This window comes from Nocardioides sp. NPDC057767, from assembly GCF_042798275.1.
In the GTDB taxonomy this organism is placed as follows: domain Bacteria; phylum Actinomycetota; class Actinomycetes; order Propionibacteriales; family Nocardioidaceae; genus Nocardioides.
In genome coordinates this window covers 1-17,812 of record NZ_JBHVKJ010000081.1, presented here as the reverse complement: position 1 = coordinate 17,812, position 17,812 = coordinate 1, and the positions used below count along the sequence as shown (strand labels likewise).

The following is a 17,812-nucleotide window of genomic DNA, read 5'->3' as shown; positions in this document are numbered from 1 at the left end:
GCGTCACGTACGTGACGTCTCGACCGACCGGAGCGACGTCTCGGCTCGCGGGAGGCTCAGCTCGGGACGATCTCTCCGTCGATCACCTCGAAGCTGACCTCCTCCAGCGGACTCGTCGCCGGGCCCTGTGCCACCGAGCCGTCCTCGATCGAGAACCGGCTGCCGTGGCAGGGGCAGTCGATGGTACCGCCGGCGACCTTCGTGACCGGGCAGCTGCGGTGAGTGCAGATCGCGGAGAAGACCTTGAACGTGCCTTCGGTCGGCTGGGTGGCCACCAGATTCCGGTCGGCCACGATCACTCCTCCACCGACGGGCACCTCGCTCGTCGCGACGAGCGGGCCATCCTCCGTGGACCCGGACCCGCCGTCGCTCCCGGAGCCGCTGGAGTCGCTGCCGCCGCACGCTGCGAGGAGCGGGACACCCATGACCGTGACCGCGGCCCCACCGACGACCTTGCGCCGGGTGATTCGAGATTCACTCATGCCGCCCAGAATAGGCACCCCGCAGAGCGACGTCGCTCGCCGAGCGCAAACCTTCAGGCAAATCTCGGACTCAGGTCAGGAGGCGCTGACCTTCTTCCGCGCGGCCGGCTTCTTCTTCGCGGCCGTCTTCTTGGCCGGAGCCGCCTTCGCCTTCACCGGCTTGGCCGGCGGCTGCTCGGCAGCCTTGCCGTCGAGCAGCGGGGCCAGGAAGCCACCGGTGTGGCTGCCAGGTGTCGCCGCGACGGTCTCGGGGGTGCCCTCGGCGATCACGGTGCCACCTCGGTTGCCGCCCTCGGGGCCCATGTCGATGATCCAGTCAGCGGTCTTGATGACGTCGAGGTTGTGCTCGATCACCAGCACGGTGTTGCCCTTGTCGACCAGCGAGGAGAGCACCCCGATCAGCTTGCGGATGTCCTCGAAGTGGAGACCGGTGGTCGGCTCGTCGAGCACGTAGAGCGTCTTGCCGGTCGAGCGCTTCTGCAGCTCGGCGGAGAGCTTGACGCGCTGTGCCTCGCCGCCGGACAGGGTGGTCGCGGGCTGGCCCAGCCGCACGTAGCCCAGGCCGACCTCGACCAGGGTCTTCATGTGGCGCGCGATCGCGGGCACGGCGGCGAAGAACTCGACCGCCTCCTCGATCGGCATGTCGAGCACCTCGGCGATCGACTTGCCCTTGTAGTGCACCTCGAGCGTCTCGCGGTTGTAGCGCGCACCGTGGCAGACCTCGCACGGCACGTAGACGTCGGGCAGGAAGTTCATCTCGATCTTGATCGTGCCGTCCCCCGAGCAGGCCTCGCAGCGGCCGCCCTTGACGTTGAACGAGAACCGGCCCTGCAGGTAGCCCCGCATCTTGGCCTCCGGGGTGGAGGCGAAGAGCTTGCGGATGTGGTCGAAGACGCCGGTGTAGGTGGCCGGGTTGGACCGCGGCGTACGCCCGATCGGGGACTGGTCGACGTGGATCACCTTGTCGACGTTGTCCAGGCCGGAGATCTTGGTGTGCCGGCCCGGGACGGTGCGGGCGCGGTAGAACTCCTTGGCCAGCGCGGTGTAGAGGATGTCGTTGACGAGCGTCGACTTGCCCGAGCCGGAGACGCCGGTGACCGCGAGGAAGAGGCCCAGCGGGAAGGTGACGTCGATGTCCTTGAGGTTGTTCTCGCGGGCGCCGTGGACGGTCAGCTCGCGGCCGGCGGTGCGCGGGCGGCGCACGGCCGGGACGGCGATCTCGCGGCGGCCGGCCAGATACTGACCGGTCACCGACTGATCGTTGGCGAGCAGCTCCTCGACCGTCCCGGAGTGGATCACCTGGCCGCCGTGCTCACCCGCACCCGGACCGATGTCGACCACCCAGTCGGCCACCTTGATGGTGTCCTCGTCGTGCTCGACGACGATGAGTGTGTTGCCGAGCCGCTTGAGCCGCTCGAGGGTCTCGATCAGGCGGTGGTTGTCGCGCTGGTGCAGGCCGATGGACGGCTCGTCCAGCACGTAGAGGACACCGACCAGGCCGGAGCCGATCTGGGTGGCCAGCCGGATCCGTTGGGCCTCGCCACCGGAGAGCGAGCCCGAGGGACGCTCCAGCGACAGGTAGTCCAAGCCCACGTCGAGGAGGAAGCGCAACCGCGCCTGGATCTCCTTGAGCACCTGCTCGGCGATCTGCCGCTCCCGGCCGGTGAGCTCGACCTGGTCGAGCCACTCGGCGGCCTCGTTGATCGGCAGCGCGCAGAGCTCGGCGATGTTGAGGCCACCCTCGCTCCGCTCCCCCAGCGTCACCGAGGTGGAGACGGGCTTGAGCCGGGTGCCCTTGCAGGTCGGGCACGGCACCTGGCGCATGTAGCCCTCGAAGCGCTCCCGGGTGGTGTCGGACTCGGCCTCCTTGTGGCGGCGCTCGACCCAGCGGCGCACGCCCTCGAACTCGGCGTCGTAGGACCGGCGGCGGCCGTAGCGGTTGACCGAGACCACGTGCACCTTGCGCCCATGACCGTCGAGGATCGCCTTCTGGCCGGCCGCCGGGATCGCGTCCCACGGGGTGTCGAGGTCGAAGCCGAGCTCACCACCGAGCGCCTCCAGGAGGCGTAGGAAGTATTCGGCGACGTGGGCCTGCGACCAGGGCTGCAGCGCGCCCTCGGCCAGCGTGGCGCCCGGGTTGGGGACGACCAGCTCGGGGTCGACCTCCATCCGGGTGCCGAGGCCGGTGCAGGCCGGGCACGCCCCGAAGGGCGAGTTGAACGAGAACGACCGCGGCTCGAGCTCGTCGGTGTCGAGCAGATGGTCGTTGGGGCACGACATCCGCTCGGAGAACTTCATCTGCTCGCCCGTGTCGACGAAGTCGAAGACGACCAGGCCACCGGCCAGCTCCAGCGCGGTCTCGACCGAGTCGGTCAGCCGCCGCTTGGAGGACTCCTTGACCGCGAGCCGGTCGATGACCACCTCGATGGTGTGCTTCTTCTGCTTCTCCAGCTTGGGCGGCGCGTCGAGCTGATGGGTCTCGCCGTCGACCCGCACCCGGGAGTAGCCCTGCTGCTGCAGCTGGCTGAAGAGCTCGACGTACTCCCCCTTGCGCGCCCGGATCACCGGGCTGAGCACCTGGAAGCGGCGTCCCTCCTCGAGGGTGAGCACGTGGTCGACGATCTGCTGCGGCGTCTGACGCTCGATCGGGGCTCCACAGGTCGGGCAGTGCGGACGTCCGGCCCGGGCGTAGAGAAGACGCAGGTAGTCGTAGACCTCGGTGATGGTGCCGACCGTCGAGCGTGGGTTCTTCGAGGTGGACTTCTGGTCGATCGACACCGCCGGCGAGAGCCCCTCGATGAAGTCGACGTCGGGCTTGTCCATCTGCCCGAGGAACTGGCGAGCGTACGCAGAAAGCGACTCGACGTAGCGACGCTGGCCCTCGGCGAAGATGGTGTCGAACGCGAGGCTCGACTTCCCGCTCCCGGACAGCCCGGTGAACACGATCATGGAGTCCCGAGGCAGGTCGAGGGAGACGTCCTTCAGGTTGTGCTCCCGGGCACCCCGGATGATCAGCTGCTGCTCCGCCACGTTCTTTCCTCGTCCAGTGCTATCGCATCGCGCTACCGCGTCGAACAGATGTTCGCATCATACGACGCCGGGAAGACTCCCTGACGGCACCCTCTCACGGAGCACCGACATTTTACTTCTGACCGTGTCCGACGTGCTTGCATAGACGCATGAGCGATGCCCCTACCACTTATACAGGCGCCGTGAAACCAGGCGGCCCGGCCGACGTGCGCGAGCTCGGCGGACTCACCCTCACCAAGGTCGCCGTCGACGCACAGATGTCCAACAACTGCTACCTGCTGCGCTGCCGATCCACCGGCGAACAGCTCCTCGTCGACGCCGCCGCCGAGCCCGAGACCCTGCTCCCCCTCGTCGGCGAGAACCTGGCCACCGTCGTCACCACCCATCAGCACTGGGACCACCACCGAGCCCTGGCGGACGTCGTCGACACAACCGGCGCGGTCGCACTCGCCGGCGAGCCGGACGCGGCCGCGATCACAGAGGCCACCGGCGTACCCATCGCTCGCACCCTCTCCCACGGCGACACCGTCACCGTCGGCGACTGCACCCTCGAGGTGATCGCGCTGCGCGGGCACACCCCCGGATCGGTCGCACTGCTCTACCGCGACCCAGAGGGCACGCCCCACCTGTGGACCGGCGACAGCCTCTTCCCCGGCGGGGTCGGGAACACCCAGCAGGATCCCGTACGTTTCACCCAGCTGCTCGACGACGTCGAGCAACGCATCTTCGCCACCCTCCCCGACGAGACCTGGTTCTACCCGGGCCACGGCGACGACTCCACGCTCGGCGTCGAGCGCCCGCATCTCGCCGAGTGGCGCGAACGGGGCTGGTGATCGCCGGCCCCACCCGACGGCTACGGCTCCGTGGTCGGAGTCGCCGTCTCGGTCGGCGTCGGCTCCGACGTCGGGTCGGCGGACTCGGTCGGCTCGGTGGTCGGCTCCGGTTCCGCCGTGCCCGTGGGCCCGGAGGTGGGCGTCGAGCCTTCGGTCTCGGCAGGCTCGTCCGGCTCGCGCGGCGCCGTCGGGACGCGCGGGTCCTCGGCCGCGGTCGGCCCGGGCCTCCTCGGCCCGACCGGCTCGCCGTGGCCGTCTCCCACCTCGCCCGGACCGGCGGAGGAGCCCATCGACGGCCCCTGGGACAGCTGCGCCGAGGGCAGCGGTGGCAACGGGTCCACGTCGGGATAGGTGTTACCGACGTCCTCGTAGCCGGTGACCGGGTCCCGATCTGGCCGTTCGGCCTCCGCGAGCCCGGCGAGGAGGACCACCACCCCGAGACCGGTCATGACCGCGCCGGTCAGGATGCCTGCCACGGCGACCTGCTTGCTCTGCAACTCGACTCCCTGTACCCGCCCCGCGCATGGTGTGGCGCACAGCGTAGGGCAGCGATGCCTCGGGCGTTACCCTCCCGGGGGCATCGCCGACCAACAGTCGGGAGCCGAGGTCAGTCGGTGGGCGTGTCCGAGGGGTCCGGCTCCTCGGTCGCCGGCTCGCTGGGCGACGGCGAGACGGTGTCGCTCGGCGTCTCGCTGGGGGTCTGGCTCGGCGACTCGCTCGGCGATTCGCTCGGCGACTCCGTCGGGCTCGGACGGCTGGTAGGACGCGGCTCCGAAGGAATCTGCGTGGGGCGCGCCGGAAGCGGCGACGTCGACTCCCCGGTGGACTCCTCGACCGACCGAGGGCTCGCCGGGACCGACGTCTCGGCGACCTCCGGTGCCTCGCTGCCCGGAGCCGAGCTCTGCGGCTCGCTCTCGGTGGGCGCGGCCGGCTTCTTCTCCAACGGCGCCACCGGGGAGACCGGCGAGATCAGACTGATCCCGGACTCATCCGTGGCGTAGCTGTGTCCTGGCTCTTCGGCCCCGGCGTTGCCGACGATCAGGCCACCGATCCCGATGCTCGTCATGGCCAGTCCCGTTGCCATTCCAGCCAAGGCGATCTGCTTGCGATGCAACACGATTCCCCCGTGATACCAACGACTCGACAAGTTCTCTGGTCGTGCACAGTAGACCCACAAAGATCGAAACTGTGCGACCACTATCGGGGTGTCGGAGCTTGCTGGCAAGTCCCCATCATCTATCGTTCGACCGATATAACCCCTGGTAAGGGGCGTGTTCGCCCGCCGCGAACGGCCCTCTCGGGCTTCGCGCGCAGCGCTAGGGTGTTTCCATGGGCGAAGTGATCAGGTTCCCCGGCCACCCGCTGCCGGACGACGACAAGCCGGCGCCGTTGTGGCGTGAGGCCGCCGGCCAGGTGATCCGCGAGGAGCGATCCCGCCAGGAACGTACGCTCGCCGACGTCGCCGGGGATGCCGGGGTCTCGACGCAATACCTCTCCGAGATCGAGCGCGGCCGCAAGGAGCCCAGCTCCGAGGTCCTCGAGGCCGTCGGAGGCGCGCTCGGCCTTGGTCTCGTCGACCTGACCGAGCGGGTCACCCGCACGCTGCGCGCGGGCGCCCGCCCGACCGGCCCGATGGCTCTCGCCGCCTGAATCTCAGACCGAGGCGAGCTTGCGGCTCTCCAGCACGGCGTCCGCGAGCCCGTACGCCACCGCCTCCTCGGCGCCCAGGACGAGATCGCGCTCGGTGCCGGCGTGGATCTCCTCGACGCTCCGCCCGGTGTGGCGCGCCAGCAGCGTGTCCATCTCGGCACGCAGGCGGCCGATCTCCTTCGCAGCGACCTGCAGGTCGGTGACATCGCCCCGCTGACCGTCCTGGCCCGGCTGCTGCAGCACGACCCGCGCGTGCGGGAGGACCGTACGTCGCCCCGGATCCCCCGCGGCCAGCAGCACCGCGGCCGACCCGGCCGCCTGGCCCACGCACGTGGTCGCGACCGGCGACCGCAGGAACTGCATCGTGTCGTAGATGCCGAACATCGCGGTCGGGTCGCCGCCCGGGGAGTTGAGATAGAGCTCGATCTGGGTGTCCGGCGCGTCCGACTCCAGGTGGATCAGCTGCGCGATCACCACGTTGGCGACACCGTCGTCGATCGGCGTACCGAGGTAGACGATCCGGTCGGAGAGCAGGCGGCTGTAGACATCGAGCGCCCGCTCGCCACGTGGGGTCTTCTCGACGACCGAGGGGATCGTGTAGGAGCTCATCGGGCACCCCCGGCAGCGAGACCGAAGGCGGCCGACCGCTGCTGGACCGGCGTCACCGACTGCACGTCGTTGAGCACCTCGTCGACGAACCCGTAGTCGCGGGCCTCCTCGGCGGTGAACCAGCGGTCGCGCAGCGAGTCCTGGTCGATCTGCTCGACGCTCTGGCCGGTGTGGGCGGCGGTGATCTGGAGCATCTGCTGGGTCATCCGCGCCAGCCGCGCGGCCTGCACCTCGATGTCGGCCGCGGACCCGCCGATCCCGGCCGACCCCTTGTGCAGCAGCACCTCGGTGTGCGGGAGCACGTAGCGCTTGCCGGGAGTGCCCGCGGTGAGCAGGAACTGACCCATGCTCGCCGCCATCCCCATGCCGAGCGTGGAGACGTCGTTGGGGATCAGGTGCATCACGTCGTAGATCGCCATCCCGGCCGTCACCGAGCCGCCGGGCGAGTTGATGTAGAGGGAGATGTCGCGGTGCGGGTCCTCGGCAGAGAGCAGCAGGAGCTGCGCGCAGATCCGGTTGGCGATCGCGTCGTCCACCTCCTGGCCGAGCACGATGATCCGCTGGTTCTGCAGCCGCGCCGTCAGCTGCTCGTCGAGCGGCCCTGCGGTGATGGGTGTCTGGGTCATGTCCTCGACTCTGACCGAGCCCGGGGTCGTGCGAAAGCGAATCCGCCGCAGGCAGATCTGCCCACAGCAGAACTCCACCGAACCGATAGGTTGCCCTCGTGCGCTGCGTGATTCTCGACGACTACCAGGACGTGGCGAAGACGTACGCCGCGTGGGACTCCCTCGACGGCCTCGAGGTCACCTCGCTGACCGAGCACCTCGAACCCGACGCGCTCGTCCGGGCGCTCCGGAAGGCCGAGATCGTCGTCGCGATGCGGGAGCGCACGTCCTTCCCGGCCGCTCTGCTCGAACGGCTGCCGGCCCTGAAGCTGCTGGTCACGACCGGGATGCGCAACGCCTCGATCGACCTGGCCGCGGCGGCCCGGTTGGGCATCACCGTGTCCGGCACCCCGTCCAGCCCGCATCCTCCGGTCGAGCTCACCTGGGCGCTCATCCACGCACTGACCCGCCACATCGTCACCGAGGCGACCGGCCACACCTGGCAGCGGACCGTCGGGAGCGACCTCCACGGCCGGACCCTGGGGCTGCTCGGGCTCGGCAAGATCGGCTCCCGGGTCGCGGCCGTGGGGCAGGCGTTCGGGATGGACGTGATCGCCTGGAGTCCGCACCTCACCGTCGAGCGCGCCGAACCGGTCGGCGTGCGCGCGGTCGACAAGGCCACCCTGTTCGAGACCAGTGACATCGTCTCGATCCATCTCGTGCTGTCGGAGGCCACCCGGCACATCGTCGGGCACGCCGACCTGGCGGCGATGAAGCCGACCGCCCACCTGGTGAACACCTCCCGGGCAGGGCTGGTCGACACCGAGGCACTGATCGCCCACCTCGGCTCCGGCACGATCGCCGGCGCCGGCCTGGACGTCTACGACATCGAGCCGCTTCCCGCCGACGACGTGCTGCGGCACCTGCCGAACGTGGTCGCCACCCCGCACCTCGGCTACGTCACCGAGGACAACTTCCGCCGCTTCTACGGAGGAGCCGTCGAGGACATCGCCGCCTGGCTGGCCGGCGACCCGATCCGCCTGCTGGCCCCGAAGGACGACTGATCCAGCTCGTGCCGGACCAGCCCGATCAGTCGAACCGGCGGACGTACGGCGTGGTGGTGCCGACCTTGACCAGGCCCGAGCGCTCCAGGATCGGCCGGGAGAACTCGGTCGAGTCGCTGTGGATGTAACGCTTGCCCCGCGCGATGGCGGTGCGGGCGCGGGCAGCGGTCAGGGCGCGGTAGATGCCACGGCCGCGCCACTCCTCCAGCGTTGCGCCGCCCCAGATTCCGGCGAAGTCCGAGTTCGGGACCGGGTCGATCCGGCCGGCGCTGACGATCTCACCGTCCGCCTCGGCGACCCACATCTCGCACTCCCCCGCCGCGAGCCGGCGTACCAGGTCCTCGACCCGCGCCTCCGAGAACGGCGAGCCGAAGACCCCGTCCTGCATGATGCCGGCGGCGCGTACGTCCCCTGCGCTCGTGATCGAGCGCAGCACGACCCCGTCCGGCAGTGGCACGTCAACGGCGAGCAGCTTGGCCTCACCGATCATGATCGACTCGGGATCCTCCGGCTCGAAGCCGTGCCGGAGCAGGATCTCGTGCAGCCCCGGAGCGACATCGTGGCCGCGGGTCTTCCACTCGACCTCCTCGATCGTGGGGTCGGCCTCGAAGTGGCCCACCGCCGCCGTGACCAGCGCCTCGATCCCCGCCTCGTCGGCCCCGCCGAGGTCCTGGTAGGAGATGAATCCACGGCCCCCGTCGAAGGTGATCAGCCGCAGCGGCCCGTGCCGGGTCACCGACACCGCCCCGGGAGTCTCGGCGTCGGTTCGCAACTGCACGTCATAGGCCTTCAGCACGGCGAGAAACCTACGCCGAAAAGATTCGCCGAAGCATGTAGTTATCCGGCCGCCGGCTCCGTTCCCCTCGTGAATGGCGCTTACAAGGAGCGCTCGAAGTGGAAGGGTGAGGACATGCCTCGCTACCTGATGATCCTCGACTACCAAGCCGGCAACGACGAGACTCCCGGCGGGATGGCCGGCTGGAAGCCCGAGGAGGTGCAGGGCCACATGAGCTATTACGAGGCCCTCAACAAGGCCCTGACCGAGTCCGGCGAGCTGGTGCACGTCGAGGCCCTGACGCCGCCGGACCAGGCGTTCGTGGTGACCTCCGACGGCGCCGACAGGACCGTCACCGACGGGCCGTTCCAGGAGTTCAAGGAGTGGGTCGCCGGCTACATGATCGTCGACTCCGAGACCGAGGAACGCGCTCTGGAGATCGCCGGGCTCTACTCCGCGGCCCCCGGGCCGGGCGGGCGGGCGATCGAGCAGCCGATCCAGGTGCGCCGGATGTACCACGGCACCGACGGCTCCTCGGTCGACGACACCATCGCCTTCGGCGAGGCGAGCATCGAGTGATGCCGGCGATGCCGGACGACCTGCTGCGTGACCTCACGCCGCAGGTCGTCGCCGTCGTCACCCGGCGCTGCGGCGACTTCTACGCGGCCGAGGACGCCGTCCAGGAGGCGCTGGTCGAGGCCGTACGCACCTGGCCGGAACGAGGCGTACCCGTGCAGCCCCGCGGCTGGCTGGTCACGACGGCGATGCACCGCCTCGTCGACGCCAAGCGCAGCGAGGCGCGCCGCCGCGACCGCGAGCAGGCCGACCACCTCGCCGAGCCCGAGGGTCAGGAGACATCGGCGATCGACGACTCCCTGGACGTACTCCTGCTCTGCTGTCATCCCAGCCTCACCCCGGCCTCGGCCGTGGCGCTGACCCTGCGGGCGGTCGGCGGGCTCACCACCCGGGAGATCGCGCACGCCTACCTCGTCCCGGAGAAGACGATGGCGCAGCGGATCTCCCGGGCGAAGGCAACGATCAAGGGCCGTTCGCTCGGGATCGACGGCACCGCCGACCTCGCCGCGCGGATCCCGGCGATGCTGAAGGTGCTCTACCTGCTCTTCAACGAGGGGTACGTCGCGACCGAGGGTGACCGCCTGCAGCGGGTCGACCTGTGCGCCGAGGCGATCCGGCTGACCCGGCTCGCCCGCACCGCGCTCACCCGCATGACCGGGACCGGCCACGGCGAACTCGGCGGGCTGCTCGCGTTGATGCTGCTGCTCGACGCGCGCCGGCCGGCCCGCGTCGATGCCCACGGCGCCGTCGTCCCGCTGGCCGACCAGGACCGGAGCCTGTGGCGTCCCGAGGCCACCCGCGAGGGCGTCGCCCTGATCGACGCCGCCATCGGCACCGGCCGGCCGGGGAGCTACCAGATCCAGGCCGCCATCGCCGCGCTCCACAATCGGGCGCCCTCCGCGGAGGAGACCGACTGGCTGCAGATCACCGCGCTCTACGGGTTGCTCGAGAAAGTCGCCCCCGGCCCGATCGTGACGCTCAACAAGGCCGTCGCGGTCGGGTACGCCGACGGCCCGGGCCCCGCACTGGCACTGCTCGACGACCTCCTGCGCGGCTCACCCGACGGCTTCGCGGACCACCCCCGGGTGCCCGCCGTGCGCGCTCATCTGCTCGAGCTCGCCGGCGACCTGGAGGGTGCCGCGGCGGCGTACGACCTGGCCTCGGCGCGGGCCACCAACCTCGCCGAACGGCGTTTCCTGACCTCGAGGGCGGCCGCGCTGCGCGATGCACGCTGCTGAGTTCTACTGAGAACCGTTCTCAGGATAGTCTGTGCCTGTGATCGAACTGCGCACGCCGACCCAGATCGAGCAGATGAAGCCCGCCGGCCGATTCGTGGCCGATGTCCTGACCGCACTCCGCGAGCACGCCGCCGTGGGTGTGAACCTGCTCGAGCTCGACGAGCTGGCGCACAAGATGATCAAGGACCGCGGCGCGGAGTCGTGCTACATCGACTACCACCCGAGCTTCGGCGCGATGCCGTTCGGCAAGGTGCTCTGCACCTCGGTCAATGACGGCGTGCTGCACGGTCTGCCCTTCGACTACAAGCTCCAGGACGGCGACCTGCTCAGCGTCGACTTCGCCGCCAGCGTCGACGGCTGGGTCTCCGACTCGGCCCTCTCCGTCGTCGTCGGCACGCCCCGCCAGGAGGACCTCGACCTGATCGAGACCACCACCCAGGCGCTCGCCGCGGGCATCGACGCCGCCCGGGTCGGCAACAAGGTCGGCGACATCTCCCACGCGATCGCCGGCGTCGCCCGCGCCAAGGGTCTCAAGATCAACACCCAGTTCGGCGGCCATGGCGTCGGCCGCACCATGCACGGCGACCCGCACATCGCCAACGACGGCCGTCCCGGCCGCGGCTTCAAGCTGCAGCCCGGCCTCGTCATCGCGATCGAGCCATGGTTCCTGCACACCACCGACGAGATCTTCACCGACCCCGACGGCTGGACCCTGCGCAGCGCCGACGGCTCCCGCGGCGCCCACATGGAGCACACCGTCGCGATCACCGAGGACGGGCCGTTGATCCTCACCGCGCGCGAGCGCGACTGATCCACGGCGAACGCGACCACGCCCCGCTCCCGATCGGGAGCGGGGCGTCGCGCTTTCTCGCCTACGACAGGGTCACTGCCGTGTCGTCGATCAGGAAGCTCGTCCCGAGGGAGGAGTCCTCCGTACCGGTGAAGGTGAGGGTGACCGTCGAACCCGCCTGGCCGTTGAGGCTCAGCGACTTCTGGACGTAGCCCGAACCCTTGTTCAGGTTGGAGTAGGTCGCCAGGGTGGTGGACCCGGCCTTGACCGTCAGCTTGTCGTACGCCGAGGTCGTGGTGGTCTCGTCGGAGTCGACGTAGAGCCAGAACGTCAGCGTGGCCGCACACCCGGACGGGATGGTGACCGACTGCGACAGCGTGTCGGTGTGGGTGCTGCCGTAGCCGTTCATCCAGGCCTTGTACGAACCGGAGTGCGCCGGCGCGCTGGTCGAGCTGTCGATCACGCCCGAGGAGGCGGTCCAGCCGGTCGCGCCGGACTCGAAGCCCGGGTTGGTCAGCTTCTGGCCCGAGCAGGTGCCGCCACCGGTGCCGGAGATCGTGAAGGTGAACTGCGTCGAGCCGGTCGCACCGGCGGAGTCCGTCGCGGTGACCGTCGGCGTGTAGGTGCCGGCCGTGGTCGGGGTGCCCGAGACGGTGCCCGCCGAGGAGATCGAGACGCCGGCGGGCAGGCCGGTGGCCGTGAAGGTGTAGGGCGAGGTGCCGCCGGAGGCCGACACCGTGAAGGACGAGATCGCGGTGCCGACCGTGCCCGTCTTCGAGCCCGGCGAGGCCACCGTGACCGAGCCGGTGCCGCCACCCGGGGTGCAGGTCGGATCAGCGGTCTGGGCTGGGACCGAGACGGCGTTCCAGGCCGCCTTGACCGCGTTGAACTCGGTGCAGGTCGCGGTGCCGTACAGGTTCTTGGCCGCGGTGAGCGTCCAGGTGCGGTACTTCAGGTACGACGACGAGGAGGTCTTCAGCAGCATCGCGTTGTACATGATCTTCATCGCCTTCTGGATCCCCACGCCCGTGACGGTCGAGGAGTTGCAGGTCGGCGAGCTCGGCTGGCCGTTGGTCGGGTTGGACCCCTCGGCGAGCAGGTAGAACCAGTGGTTGCCCGGTCCGGCCGCGGCGTGGACCTCGTCGTTGGGCGTCGAGGACGAGTAGCAGTTGTCGTCGCCGGCCAGCGAGGGGTTGTACATGTTGCGGATCGGACCGTTGCCCACCAGGTCGATCTCCTCACCGACGAGGTAGTCGGGGGTGTCGTCGGCGGTCTGGTTGTCGTACCACTCGGTCGCCGCACCGAAGGTGTCCGCGACGAACTCCTGGGTGTTGCCACCCGAGATCCCGCCCGGGGTGTGGTCGTCGATGCCGTGGCCGAACTCGTGCGCGACGACGTCGAGCGAACCGATCCACCGCGAACCGGACTGCGAGTGGCCGATCTGCACCTGGGTGCCGTCGTAGTAGGCGTTCACGTCGTTGAGGCCGACGCGGACCGGGAGCCAGCCGCCCGAGCCGTCCATGCCCGAGCGCCCCAGCCACGAGGTCAGCATCCCCTTCTCCTGCTGCGCGGCGTAGAACGCGTCGACGCAGCCGGTCTCCCGGTTGGTCGGGTCACCGTTGCCCCAGGAGTCGTCGGTGCCCGTGTAGGTCACGTTGCCGGAGGAGTTCTGGCACTTCAGGGTGGTGGCCGACGGGTCGGTGAGCGAGTAGGTGGAGCCGGAGAGCTGAGTCTGGATCGAGACCGTCCCGGAGTAGCCCGAGCTGCCGGTGCCCTCGACGACGTGCTCCTTGGTGGAGAGCACCTTGCCGGTGGCGGCGTCGACGAAGACGGACAGACGCGAGGGCTCTCCCGCGCGGGTGCCGGTCACGATCGTCTCGTACGCCAGGTCCGACCCGGCCTCGCCCTGGACGATGACCAGCTCGGTGGACTCGACCGCCGGCTTGGTCACCTGGCCCTTGGCGACCGTGCGTGCCTTCTTCTCGGTGATCGCGGGCGTCGTGGTCGACACCTTGACCGGCTTGTCCTGGGCGACCGAGGTCGCGAGCAGGTTGCCCTCGGCGTCGGCGGCGACGACGAAGTCACCGCCGACGACGCGCAGGCCTTGGTGGGTGCGGTCGTAGGAGACGTACTGCAGTCCGGAGGACTGGTACGTCTTCAGCCTGACCGCCTCGTCGCCGGCGCTGAGCTTCAGTACCGCCGGATCGGCGGCGACGAACGCCGCGGCCGACCTCTCCGCCCTGCTCTTGGCCTGCTTTCCGCTGACGACCGCGCGGCCGTCGTCGGTCTCCTGGGATGCGACGGTGCCCTTGGCGGGCTTGGGGTCACTGGCCGCCTGCACGCCTGTGGGCATGCTGATGGCGGCCACTGCCGAGATGAGGGCCATGGTCAGGCCCTGCGCGACGCGTCTGTTGTTCACGCAGACTCTCCTTGAGCCGGCTCCGCCGAGGCGGAGCAGCCGATGCTGACTCATGGACAGTGGCGATCGCGCGCTGAGCCGGTCAATCAGGTTAATGCTTCATAACCGTGCAGTGCATCGAGTCGCATTTACGACGACATATGAATACCCATGGGTACATGCCGGATGCGTCAGTTCTCGCCCGGGGAGCCGGAGGCGTCCGCCTCCCACGGCGCGGCGAGAAGTCGGCCGTCAGAAGTGGGCCGAAATAGAAGTCAGCCGCTGGCGTCTCGGGTCACCAGCGGCTGACAAGGAGAACGTTAGCCGACAGATCCGCGAATATGCAAGCACCTGCAATGCAAAACCGTGCAAATGGTTCCGACAGATCATGGAAAGTGGTCCGGCAGGGCTACTGCCGCGGGGCCTTCGAGCGTTGCGTACGCCGCGCGTCGCGCTGGCGGCGCAGGCGGCGCACCAGCACGCCGTCGTAGGTGAGCGCCTCGGGCTTGTCGATCAGGTCGTTGACGGCACGGTGGTAGTCAGCAGCGCTCATCCCCAGCTGCTCCCGGACGGCCTCGTCGCGGCCGGTGCCGGCCGACCACCAGGAGCGCTCGAAGTCGAGCAGTCGCTTCTCGTTCTCGGACAGGCCCGGCTGCTCATCGGCAGGCCCGGGGCTGTGGGGCGCCTCGGTCATGCGTCCATCATCCCAGGCGCGCCGGTCGCCGCCGAAACCGCCACGCACCGCCGCCTCGGACTATCCGGCATAGCCCGTCCGGGCCATCTTCACAAAACTGCAGATCGACTCTTTGAAGCACGCCGGATCGTCGGCTAATGTTTTCCATGTCAGCCGCTGGTGACCCGAGACGCCAGCGGCTGACTTCTGTTTTGGCGGGTGTTGCCGGGGCCGGCGGCGACTACGCGTCGGCGGTGTCCTCGCCGTGCGTGCCCGGCCGCGGCGCCCAGGGCAGCTCCTTCGCGGCCCGCACCACGATCAGCCGGTCCCCTCGCGACAGCGTGCCGACGACCGGGTCGAAGTAGCGGAAGACCTTCTCGTCGCGTACGACCGCGATCACCTGGTCGGCGAGCTGCTGCGGCTGCTTGCCGACCTCGTTGACCAGCAGGTCGCGCTCGGCGACCTCCAACCCGGTGCCGGCGTTGAGCATGTCCTCCATGACCGAGCCGAGGGTCGGAGAGATCGTGGACAGACCCATCAGCCGTCCGACCGCGTCGGCGGAGGTGATCACCGAGTCGGCGCCGGACTGCTTCATCAGGGGCGCGTTCTCGCGCTCGCGCGCGGCGGCGACGATCCAGGCGTCGGGATTGACCTGTCGCACGGTCAGGATCGTGAGCACGTTGGAGTCGTCGCGGTTGGTGGTGATGATGACCTGCTCGGCGTCCTTGACCCCGGCCCGCATCAGCACCTCGCGCCGGGTCGCGTCGCCGGTGACCACCGCGATCCCGTCGGAGTGGGCGTCGGAGCGTGCCACCGGGTCGGGGTCGACGACGACGAACTCCTCGGGGTCGGCACCGTTGCTGAGCAGTGTCTCGACGGCGCTGCGGCCCTTGGTGCCGTAGCCCACGACGACGATGTGCTGAGACATCTTCTTCCTCCAGCGAGCGACTCGGATGAGGTCACGGCCCTGCTTGGTGAGGACCTCGAGGGTGGTGCCGATCAGCAGCACCAGGAACGCGATGCGAGCCGGCGTGATGATGAACGCGTTGATCATCCGCGCGTGGTCGGCTACCGGCGCGATGTCGCCGTAGCCGGTCGTGCTCAGCGTGACCGTCGTGTAGTAGATCGCGTCCATCAGGCTGATCTGGCCCGTGGGATCGTTGTTGTCGGCATAGGCGTCGCGGTCGAAGTAGACCAGCAGGACCGTGCCGACCAGGATCGCCGTCGCGGCCAGCAGCCGACGTCCGAGCTGCCACCACGGCGACCGCACCGTCTCCGGAAGAGCGACCTGCTCGACCCCGGCCCACTTGGGGGCGTATGCGCTTGTCTCGGACACGTCCCGACCCTATCGGCAAGCCTCTATCGTCTCTCGTATGAGTGCCTCCGACATCCGTCGTGTCACCAACCAGGCTCCGCCGCTCGCGGGTCACAACGTCGTCACCGGCGACGCCGCCCTCTCCGCGGCGGTCGTGCGCCATGCCGACGAGGACACCCTCGACTCGCTGGTCCCGCTGGGCGCAGAGGCCGGCAGCGCCGAGGCGCAGGAGCACGGCCGCCTCGCCAACCGCTTCCACCCCGAGCTGGTCCCCTACGACCGCTACGGCAACCGCGTCGACGAGGTCTCCTTCCATCCCTCCTGGCACTGGCTGATGGAGCGGGCCGTCGGCCACGGCCTGGCCGCGGCGCCGTGGGCGCCGGCGGGTGCCGGCCATGGGGCGGGGCACGCCCACATACGCCGCGCCGCGGGGTTCCTGGCATGGTCCCAGACCGAGCCCGGCCACCTGTGCCCCATCTCCATGACGTACGCAGCCGTCCCTGCGCTGCGCGCCAGCGAATCCCTCGCCGCGGAGTGGGTGCCGAGGCTCGCCTCCACGATCTACGACTTCGGCCTGCGCGACCCGGCCGAGAAGCTCGGCGCCCTGGCGGGCATGGGGATGACCGAGAAGCAGGGTGGCTCGGACGTACGCCAGAACATCACCGAGGCCCGTCCGCTCGGCGGCGACCTCTACGAGCTGCACGGGCACAAGTGGTTCACCTCGGCCCCGATGAACGACGTATTCCTGGTGCTGGCCCAGGCGCCCGGAGGACTGACCTGCTTCCTGCTCCCCCGGGTCCTGCCCGGCGGCGAGCGCAACCACCTGGACGTGGTGCGCCTCAAGGACAAGCTCGGCAACCGCTCCAACGCGAGCTCGGAGCTCGAGTTCCGCGGCACGACGGCCTACCGGCTCGGCGCAGAGGGGCGCGGCGTACGCACCATCATCGAGATGGTCGCTGCGACCCGTCTCGACTGCGTGCTGGGCTCGGCCTCGCTGATGCGCCGTGCCGTGGCCGAGGCGAGCTGGCACGTCGCCCACCGCTCCGCCTTCGGCGGCGCCCTGGCGGACAAGCCACTGATGCAGAACGTGGTCGCCGACCTGGCCGTGGAGTCCGAGGCGGCCACCGCGCTGGCGATGCGCCTGGCCGCGGCGGTCGACCGACCTGACGACCTGCACGAGCAGGCCCTGCGCCGCATCGGCCTGCCGCTGGCGAAGTTCTGGGTCTGCAAGCGCACCCCCGCCCACGTCGCGGAGGCGCTGGAGTGTCTGGGCGGCAACGGCTACGTCGAGGAGTCGGTGATGCCGCTGCTCTTCCGCGAATCGCCGCTCAACTCGGTCTGGGAGGGCTCCGGCAACGTCAACGCCCTCGACGTCCTGCGCGCGATCCAGCGCGAGCCCTCGGTCCTCGACGCCTGGATCACCGAGGTGGGCAGTGCCAAGGGCGCCGACCGGCGCTACGACCGGGCCGTCGACTCCACCCTCGCCCTGCTCGGCGAGTCGATGGGCAGCCCCGACGAGCTGGAGCGCTCCGCCAGGCGCCTGGCCGGCAGCATGGCCACGCTGCTCCAGGGAAGTCTCCTGGTCCGCCACGGGCCCGAGGAGGTGGCCGACATCTTCTGCGCCAGCCGGCTGTCCGGGCACGGCGGGACGTACGGCATGCTCGCCGGCGGCGACCAGAAGGCCGTCGTGCAGCGGGCGACACCGACGCTGTGAGGTTCGCGTCGTCGGGGTAGTCCGGTAGCGAACTGCCCATTTACTGGCGAGTAATGGGCC

The 17,812-nt window shown here is 69.8% G+C and carries 17 protein-coding genes; 8 read left to right on the top strand and 9 right to left on the bottom strand.

Annotated elements, in window-relative coordinates; all coding sequences use genetic code 11:
- Positions 1-56: 56 nt before the first annotated feature.
- Together ACFVDI_RS26625 and uvrA are read right to left on the bottom strand one after the other, a co-directional pair.
- Positions 57-482 carry a Rieske (2Fe-2S) protein gene (locus tag ACFVDI_RS26625; RefSeq protein ID WP_378911883.1) on the bottom strand — a complete coding sequence of 142 codons (426 nt, stop codon included), beginning with the start codon at positions 480-482 and terminating at the stop codon, positions 57-59.
- A 75-nt stretch (positions 483-557) separates the two neighbouring features.
- Complete coding sequence (gene uvrA, locus ACFVDI_RS26620) at positions 558-3,512, bottom strand: excinuclease ABC subunit UvrA (protein WP_378911882.1); 2,955 nt, start codon at positions 3,510-3,512, stop codon at positions 558-560.
- 149 nt (positions 3,513-3,661) lie between these two features.
- Here uvrA and ACFVDI_RS26615 point away from each other — a divergent pair, with 149 nt between their 5' ends.
- On the top strand, positions 3,662-4,345 hold the full coding sequence (locus ACFVDI_RS26615; RefSeq protein ID WP_378911881.1) for an MBL fold metallo-hydrolase: 684 nt from the start codon (positions 3,662-3,664) through the stop codon (positions 4,343-4,345).
- A gap of 20 nt (positions 4,346-4,365) precedes the next feature.
- On the opposite strand, the gene ACFVDI_RS26610 is transcribed toward ACFVDI_RS26615, so the two are convergent.
- Positions 4,366-4,842 (bottom strand): hypothetical protein, encoded by a 477-nt coding sequence (locus tag ACFVDI_RS26610; RefSeq protein ID WP_378911880.1) that lies wholly within the window; start codon positions 4,840-4,842, stop codon positions 4,366-4,368.
- Between the two features lie 123 nt (positions 4,843-4,965).
- On the opposite strand from ACFVDI_RS26610, the gene ACFVDI_RS26605 reads away from it, so the two are divergent.
- Both ACFVDI_RS26605 and ACFVDI_RS26600 read left to right on the top strand, forming a co-directional pair.
- Positions 4,966-5,346: a hypothetical protein gene (locus tag ACFVDI_RS26605; protein WP_378911879.1), complete on the top strand. Its 381-nt coding sequence runs from the start codon at positions 4,966-4,968 to the stop codon at positions 5,344-5,346.
- A 328-nt stretch (positions 5,347-5,674) separates the two neighbouring features.
- Positions 5,675-5,995: a helix-turn-helix transcriptional regulator gene (locus tag ACFVDI_RS26600; protein WP_328530051.1), complete on the top strand. Its 321-nt coding sequence runs from the start codon at positions 5,675-5,677 to the stop codon at positions 5,993-5,995.
- A 3-nt stretch (positions 5,996-5,998) separates the two neighbouring features.
- Here ACFVDI_RS26600 and ACFVDI_RS26595 read toward each other — a convergent pair whose 3' ends face one another.
- Together ACFVDI_RS26595 and ACFVDI_RS26590 are read right to left on the bottom strand one after the other, a co-directional pair.
- Positions 5,999-6,604: a ClpP family protease gene (locus ACFVDI_RS26595; RefSeq protein WP_378911878.1), complete on the bottom strand. Its 606-nt coding sequence runs from the start codon at positions 6,602-6,604 to the stop codon at positions 5,999-6,001.
- Positions 6,601-7,230 (bottom strand): ClpP family protease, encoded by a 630-nt coding sequence (locus ACFVDI_RS26590; protein WP_378911877.1) that lies wholly within the window; start codon positions 7,228-7,230, stop codon positions 6,601-6,603. The genes ACFVDI_RS26595 and ACFVDI_RS26590 overlap by 4 nt, the downstream gene beginning before the upstream one ends.
- A 98-nt stretch (positions 7,231-7,328) precedes the next feature.
- On the opposite strand from ACFVDI_RS26590, the gene ACFVDI_RS26585 reads away from it, so the two are divergent.
- On the top strand, positions 7,329-8,273 hold the full coding sequence (locus ACFVDI_RS26585) for a D-2-hydroxyacid dehydrogenase family protein (protein WP_378911876.1): 945 nt from the start codon (positions 7,329-7,331) through the stop codon (positions 8,271-8,273).
- A 25-nt stretch (positions 8,274-8,298) separates the two neighbouring features.
- Here ACFVDI_RS26585 and ACFVDI_RS26580 read toward each other — a convergent pair whose 3' ends face one another.
- On the bottom strand, positions 8,299-9,069 hold the full coding sequence (locus tag ACFVDI_RS26580) for a GNAT family N-acetyltransferase (protein ID WP_378911875.1): 771 nt from the start codon (positions 9,067-9,069) through the stop codon (positions 8,299-8,301).
- 114 nt (positions 9,070-9,183) lie between these two features.
- On the opposite strand from ACFVDI_RS26580, the gene ACFVDI_RS26575 reads away from it, so the two are divergent.
- From ACFVDI_RS26575 to map, 3 genes are read left to right on the top strand one after another with little or no spacing between them, the layout of a single operon-like run.
- On the top strand, positions 9,184-9,627 hold the full coding sequence (locus ACFVDI_RS26575; RefSeq protein WP_378911874.1) for a YciI family protein: 444 nt from the start codon (positions 9,184-9,186) through the stop codon (positions 9,625-9,627).
- Entirely contained in the window at positions 9,627-10,862 is a 1,236-nt protein-coding gene (locus tag ACFVDI_RS26570; protein WP_378911873.1) for an RNA polymerase sigma factor, read from the top strand. The genes ACFVDI_RS26575 and ACFVDI_RS26570 overlap by 1 nt, the downstream gene beginning before the upstream one ends.
- 37 nt (positions 10,863-10,899) lie before the next feature.
- Positions 10,900-11,673 carry a type I methionyl aminopeptidase gene (gene map, locus ACFVDI_RS26565; RefSeq protein WP_378911884.1) on the top strand — a complete coding sequence of 258 codons (774 nt, stop codon included), beginning with the start codon at positions 10,900-10,902 and terminating at the stop codon, positions 11,671-11,673.
- Between the two features lie 61 nt (positions 11,674-11,734).
- On the opposite strand, the gene ACFVDI_RS26560 is transcribed toward map, so the two are convergent.
- The 3 genes from ACFVDI_RS26560 to ACFVDI_RS26550 all read right to left on the bottom strand — a co-directional run bounded on the left by ACFVDI_RS26560 (position 11,735) and on the right by ACFVDI_RS26550 (position 16,059).
- The gene (locus ACFVDI_RS26560; protein ID WP_378911871.1) at positions 11,735-14,071 is read right to left on the bottom strand and encodes a M4 family metallopeptidase; all 2,337 of its coding nucleotides are present in this window, start codon (positions 14,069-14,071) and stop codon (positions 11,735-11,737) included.
- A gap of 388 nt (positions 14,072-14,459) precedes the next feature.
- Positions 14,460-14,744: a DUF3263 domain-containing protein gene (locus tag ACFVDI_RS26555; protein ID WP_378911870.1), complete on the bottom strand. Its 285-nt coding sequence runs from the start codon at positions 14,742-14,744 to the stop codon at positions 14,460-14,462.
- A gap of 220 nt (positions 14,745-14,964) precedes the next feature.
- The gene (locus ACFVDI_RS26550) at positions 14,965-16,059 is read right to left on the bottom strand and encodes a potassium channel family protein (protein ID WP_378911869.1); all 1,095 of its coding nucleotides are present in this window, start codon (positions 16,057-16,059) and stop codon (positions 14,965-14,967) included.
- Between the two features lie 37 nt (positions 16,060-16,096).
- Between ACFVDI_RS26550 and ACFVDI_RS26545 the strand changes: the two genes are divergently transcribed.
- Positions 16,097-17,752, top strand: a complete 1,656-nt coding sequence (locus ACFVDI_RS26545; RefSeq protein ID WP_378911867.1) for an acyl-CoA dehydrogenase family protein — start codon at positions 16,097-16,099, stop codon at positions 17,750-17,752.
- Positions 17,753-17,812: the final 60 nt, after the last annotated feature.

Coding starts and splice junctions, on each gene's coding strand:
- ACFVDI_RS26590 (WP_378911877.1), bottom strand. CDS start 7,230: ATGACCCAGACACCCATCACCGCAGGGCCGCTCGACGAGCAGCTGACG.
- ACFVDI_RS26555 (WP_378911870.1), bottom strand. CDS start 14,744: ATGACCGAGGCGCCCCACAGCCCCGGGCCTGCCGATGAGCAGCCGGGC.
- ACFVDI_RS26595 (WP_378911878.1), bottom strand. CDS start 6,604: ATGAGCTCCTACACGATCCCCTCGGTCGTCGAGAAGACCCCACGTGGC.
- ACFVDI_RS26545 (WP_378911867.1), top strand. CDS start 16,097: ATGAGTGCCTCCGACATCCGTCGTGTCACCAACCAGGCTCCGCCGCTC.
- ACFVDI_RS26625 (WP_378911883.1), bottom strand. CDS start 482: ATGAGTGAATCTCGAATCACCCGGCGCAAGGTCGTCGGTGGGGCCGCG.
- ACFVDI_RS26570 (WP_378911873.1), top strand. CDS start 9,627: ATGCCGGCGATGCCGGACGACCTGCTGCGTGACCTCACGCCGCAGGTC.
- ACFVDI_RS26615 (WP_378911881.1), top strand. CDS start 3,662: ATGAGCGATGCCCCTACCACTTATACAGGCGCCGTGAAACCAGGCGGC.
- ACFVDI_RS26600 (WP_328530051.1), top strand. CDS start 5,675: ATGGGCGAAGTGATCAGGTTCCCCGGCCACCCGCTGCCGGACGACGAC.
- ACFVDI_RS26575 (WP_378911874.1), top strand. CDS start 9,184: ATGCCTCGCTACCTGATGATCCTCGACTACCAAGCCGGCAACGACGAG.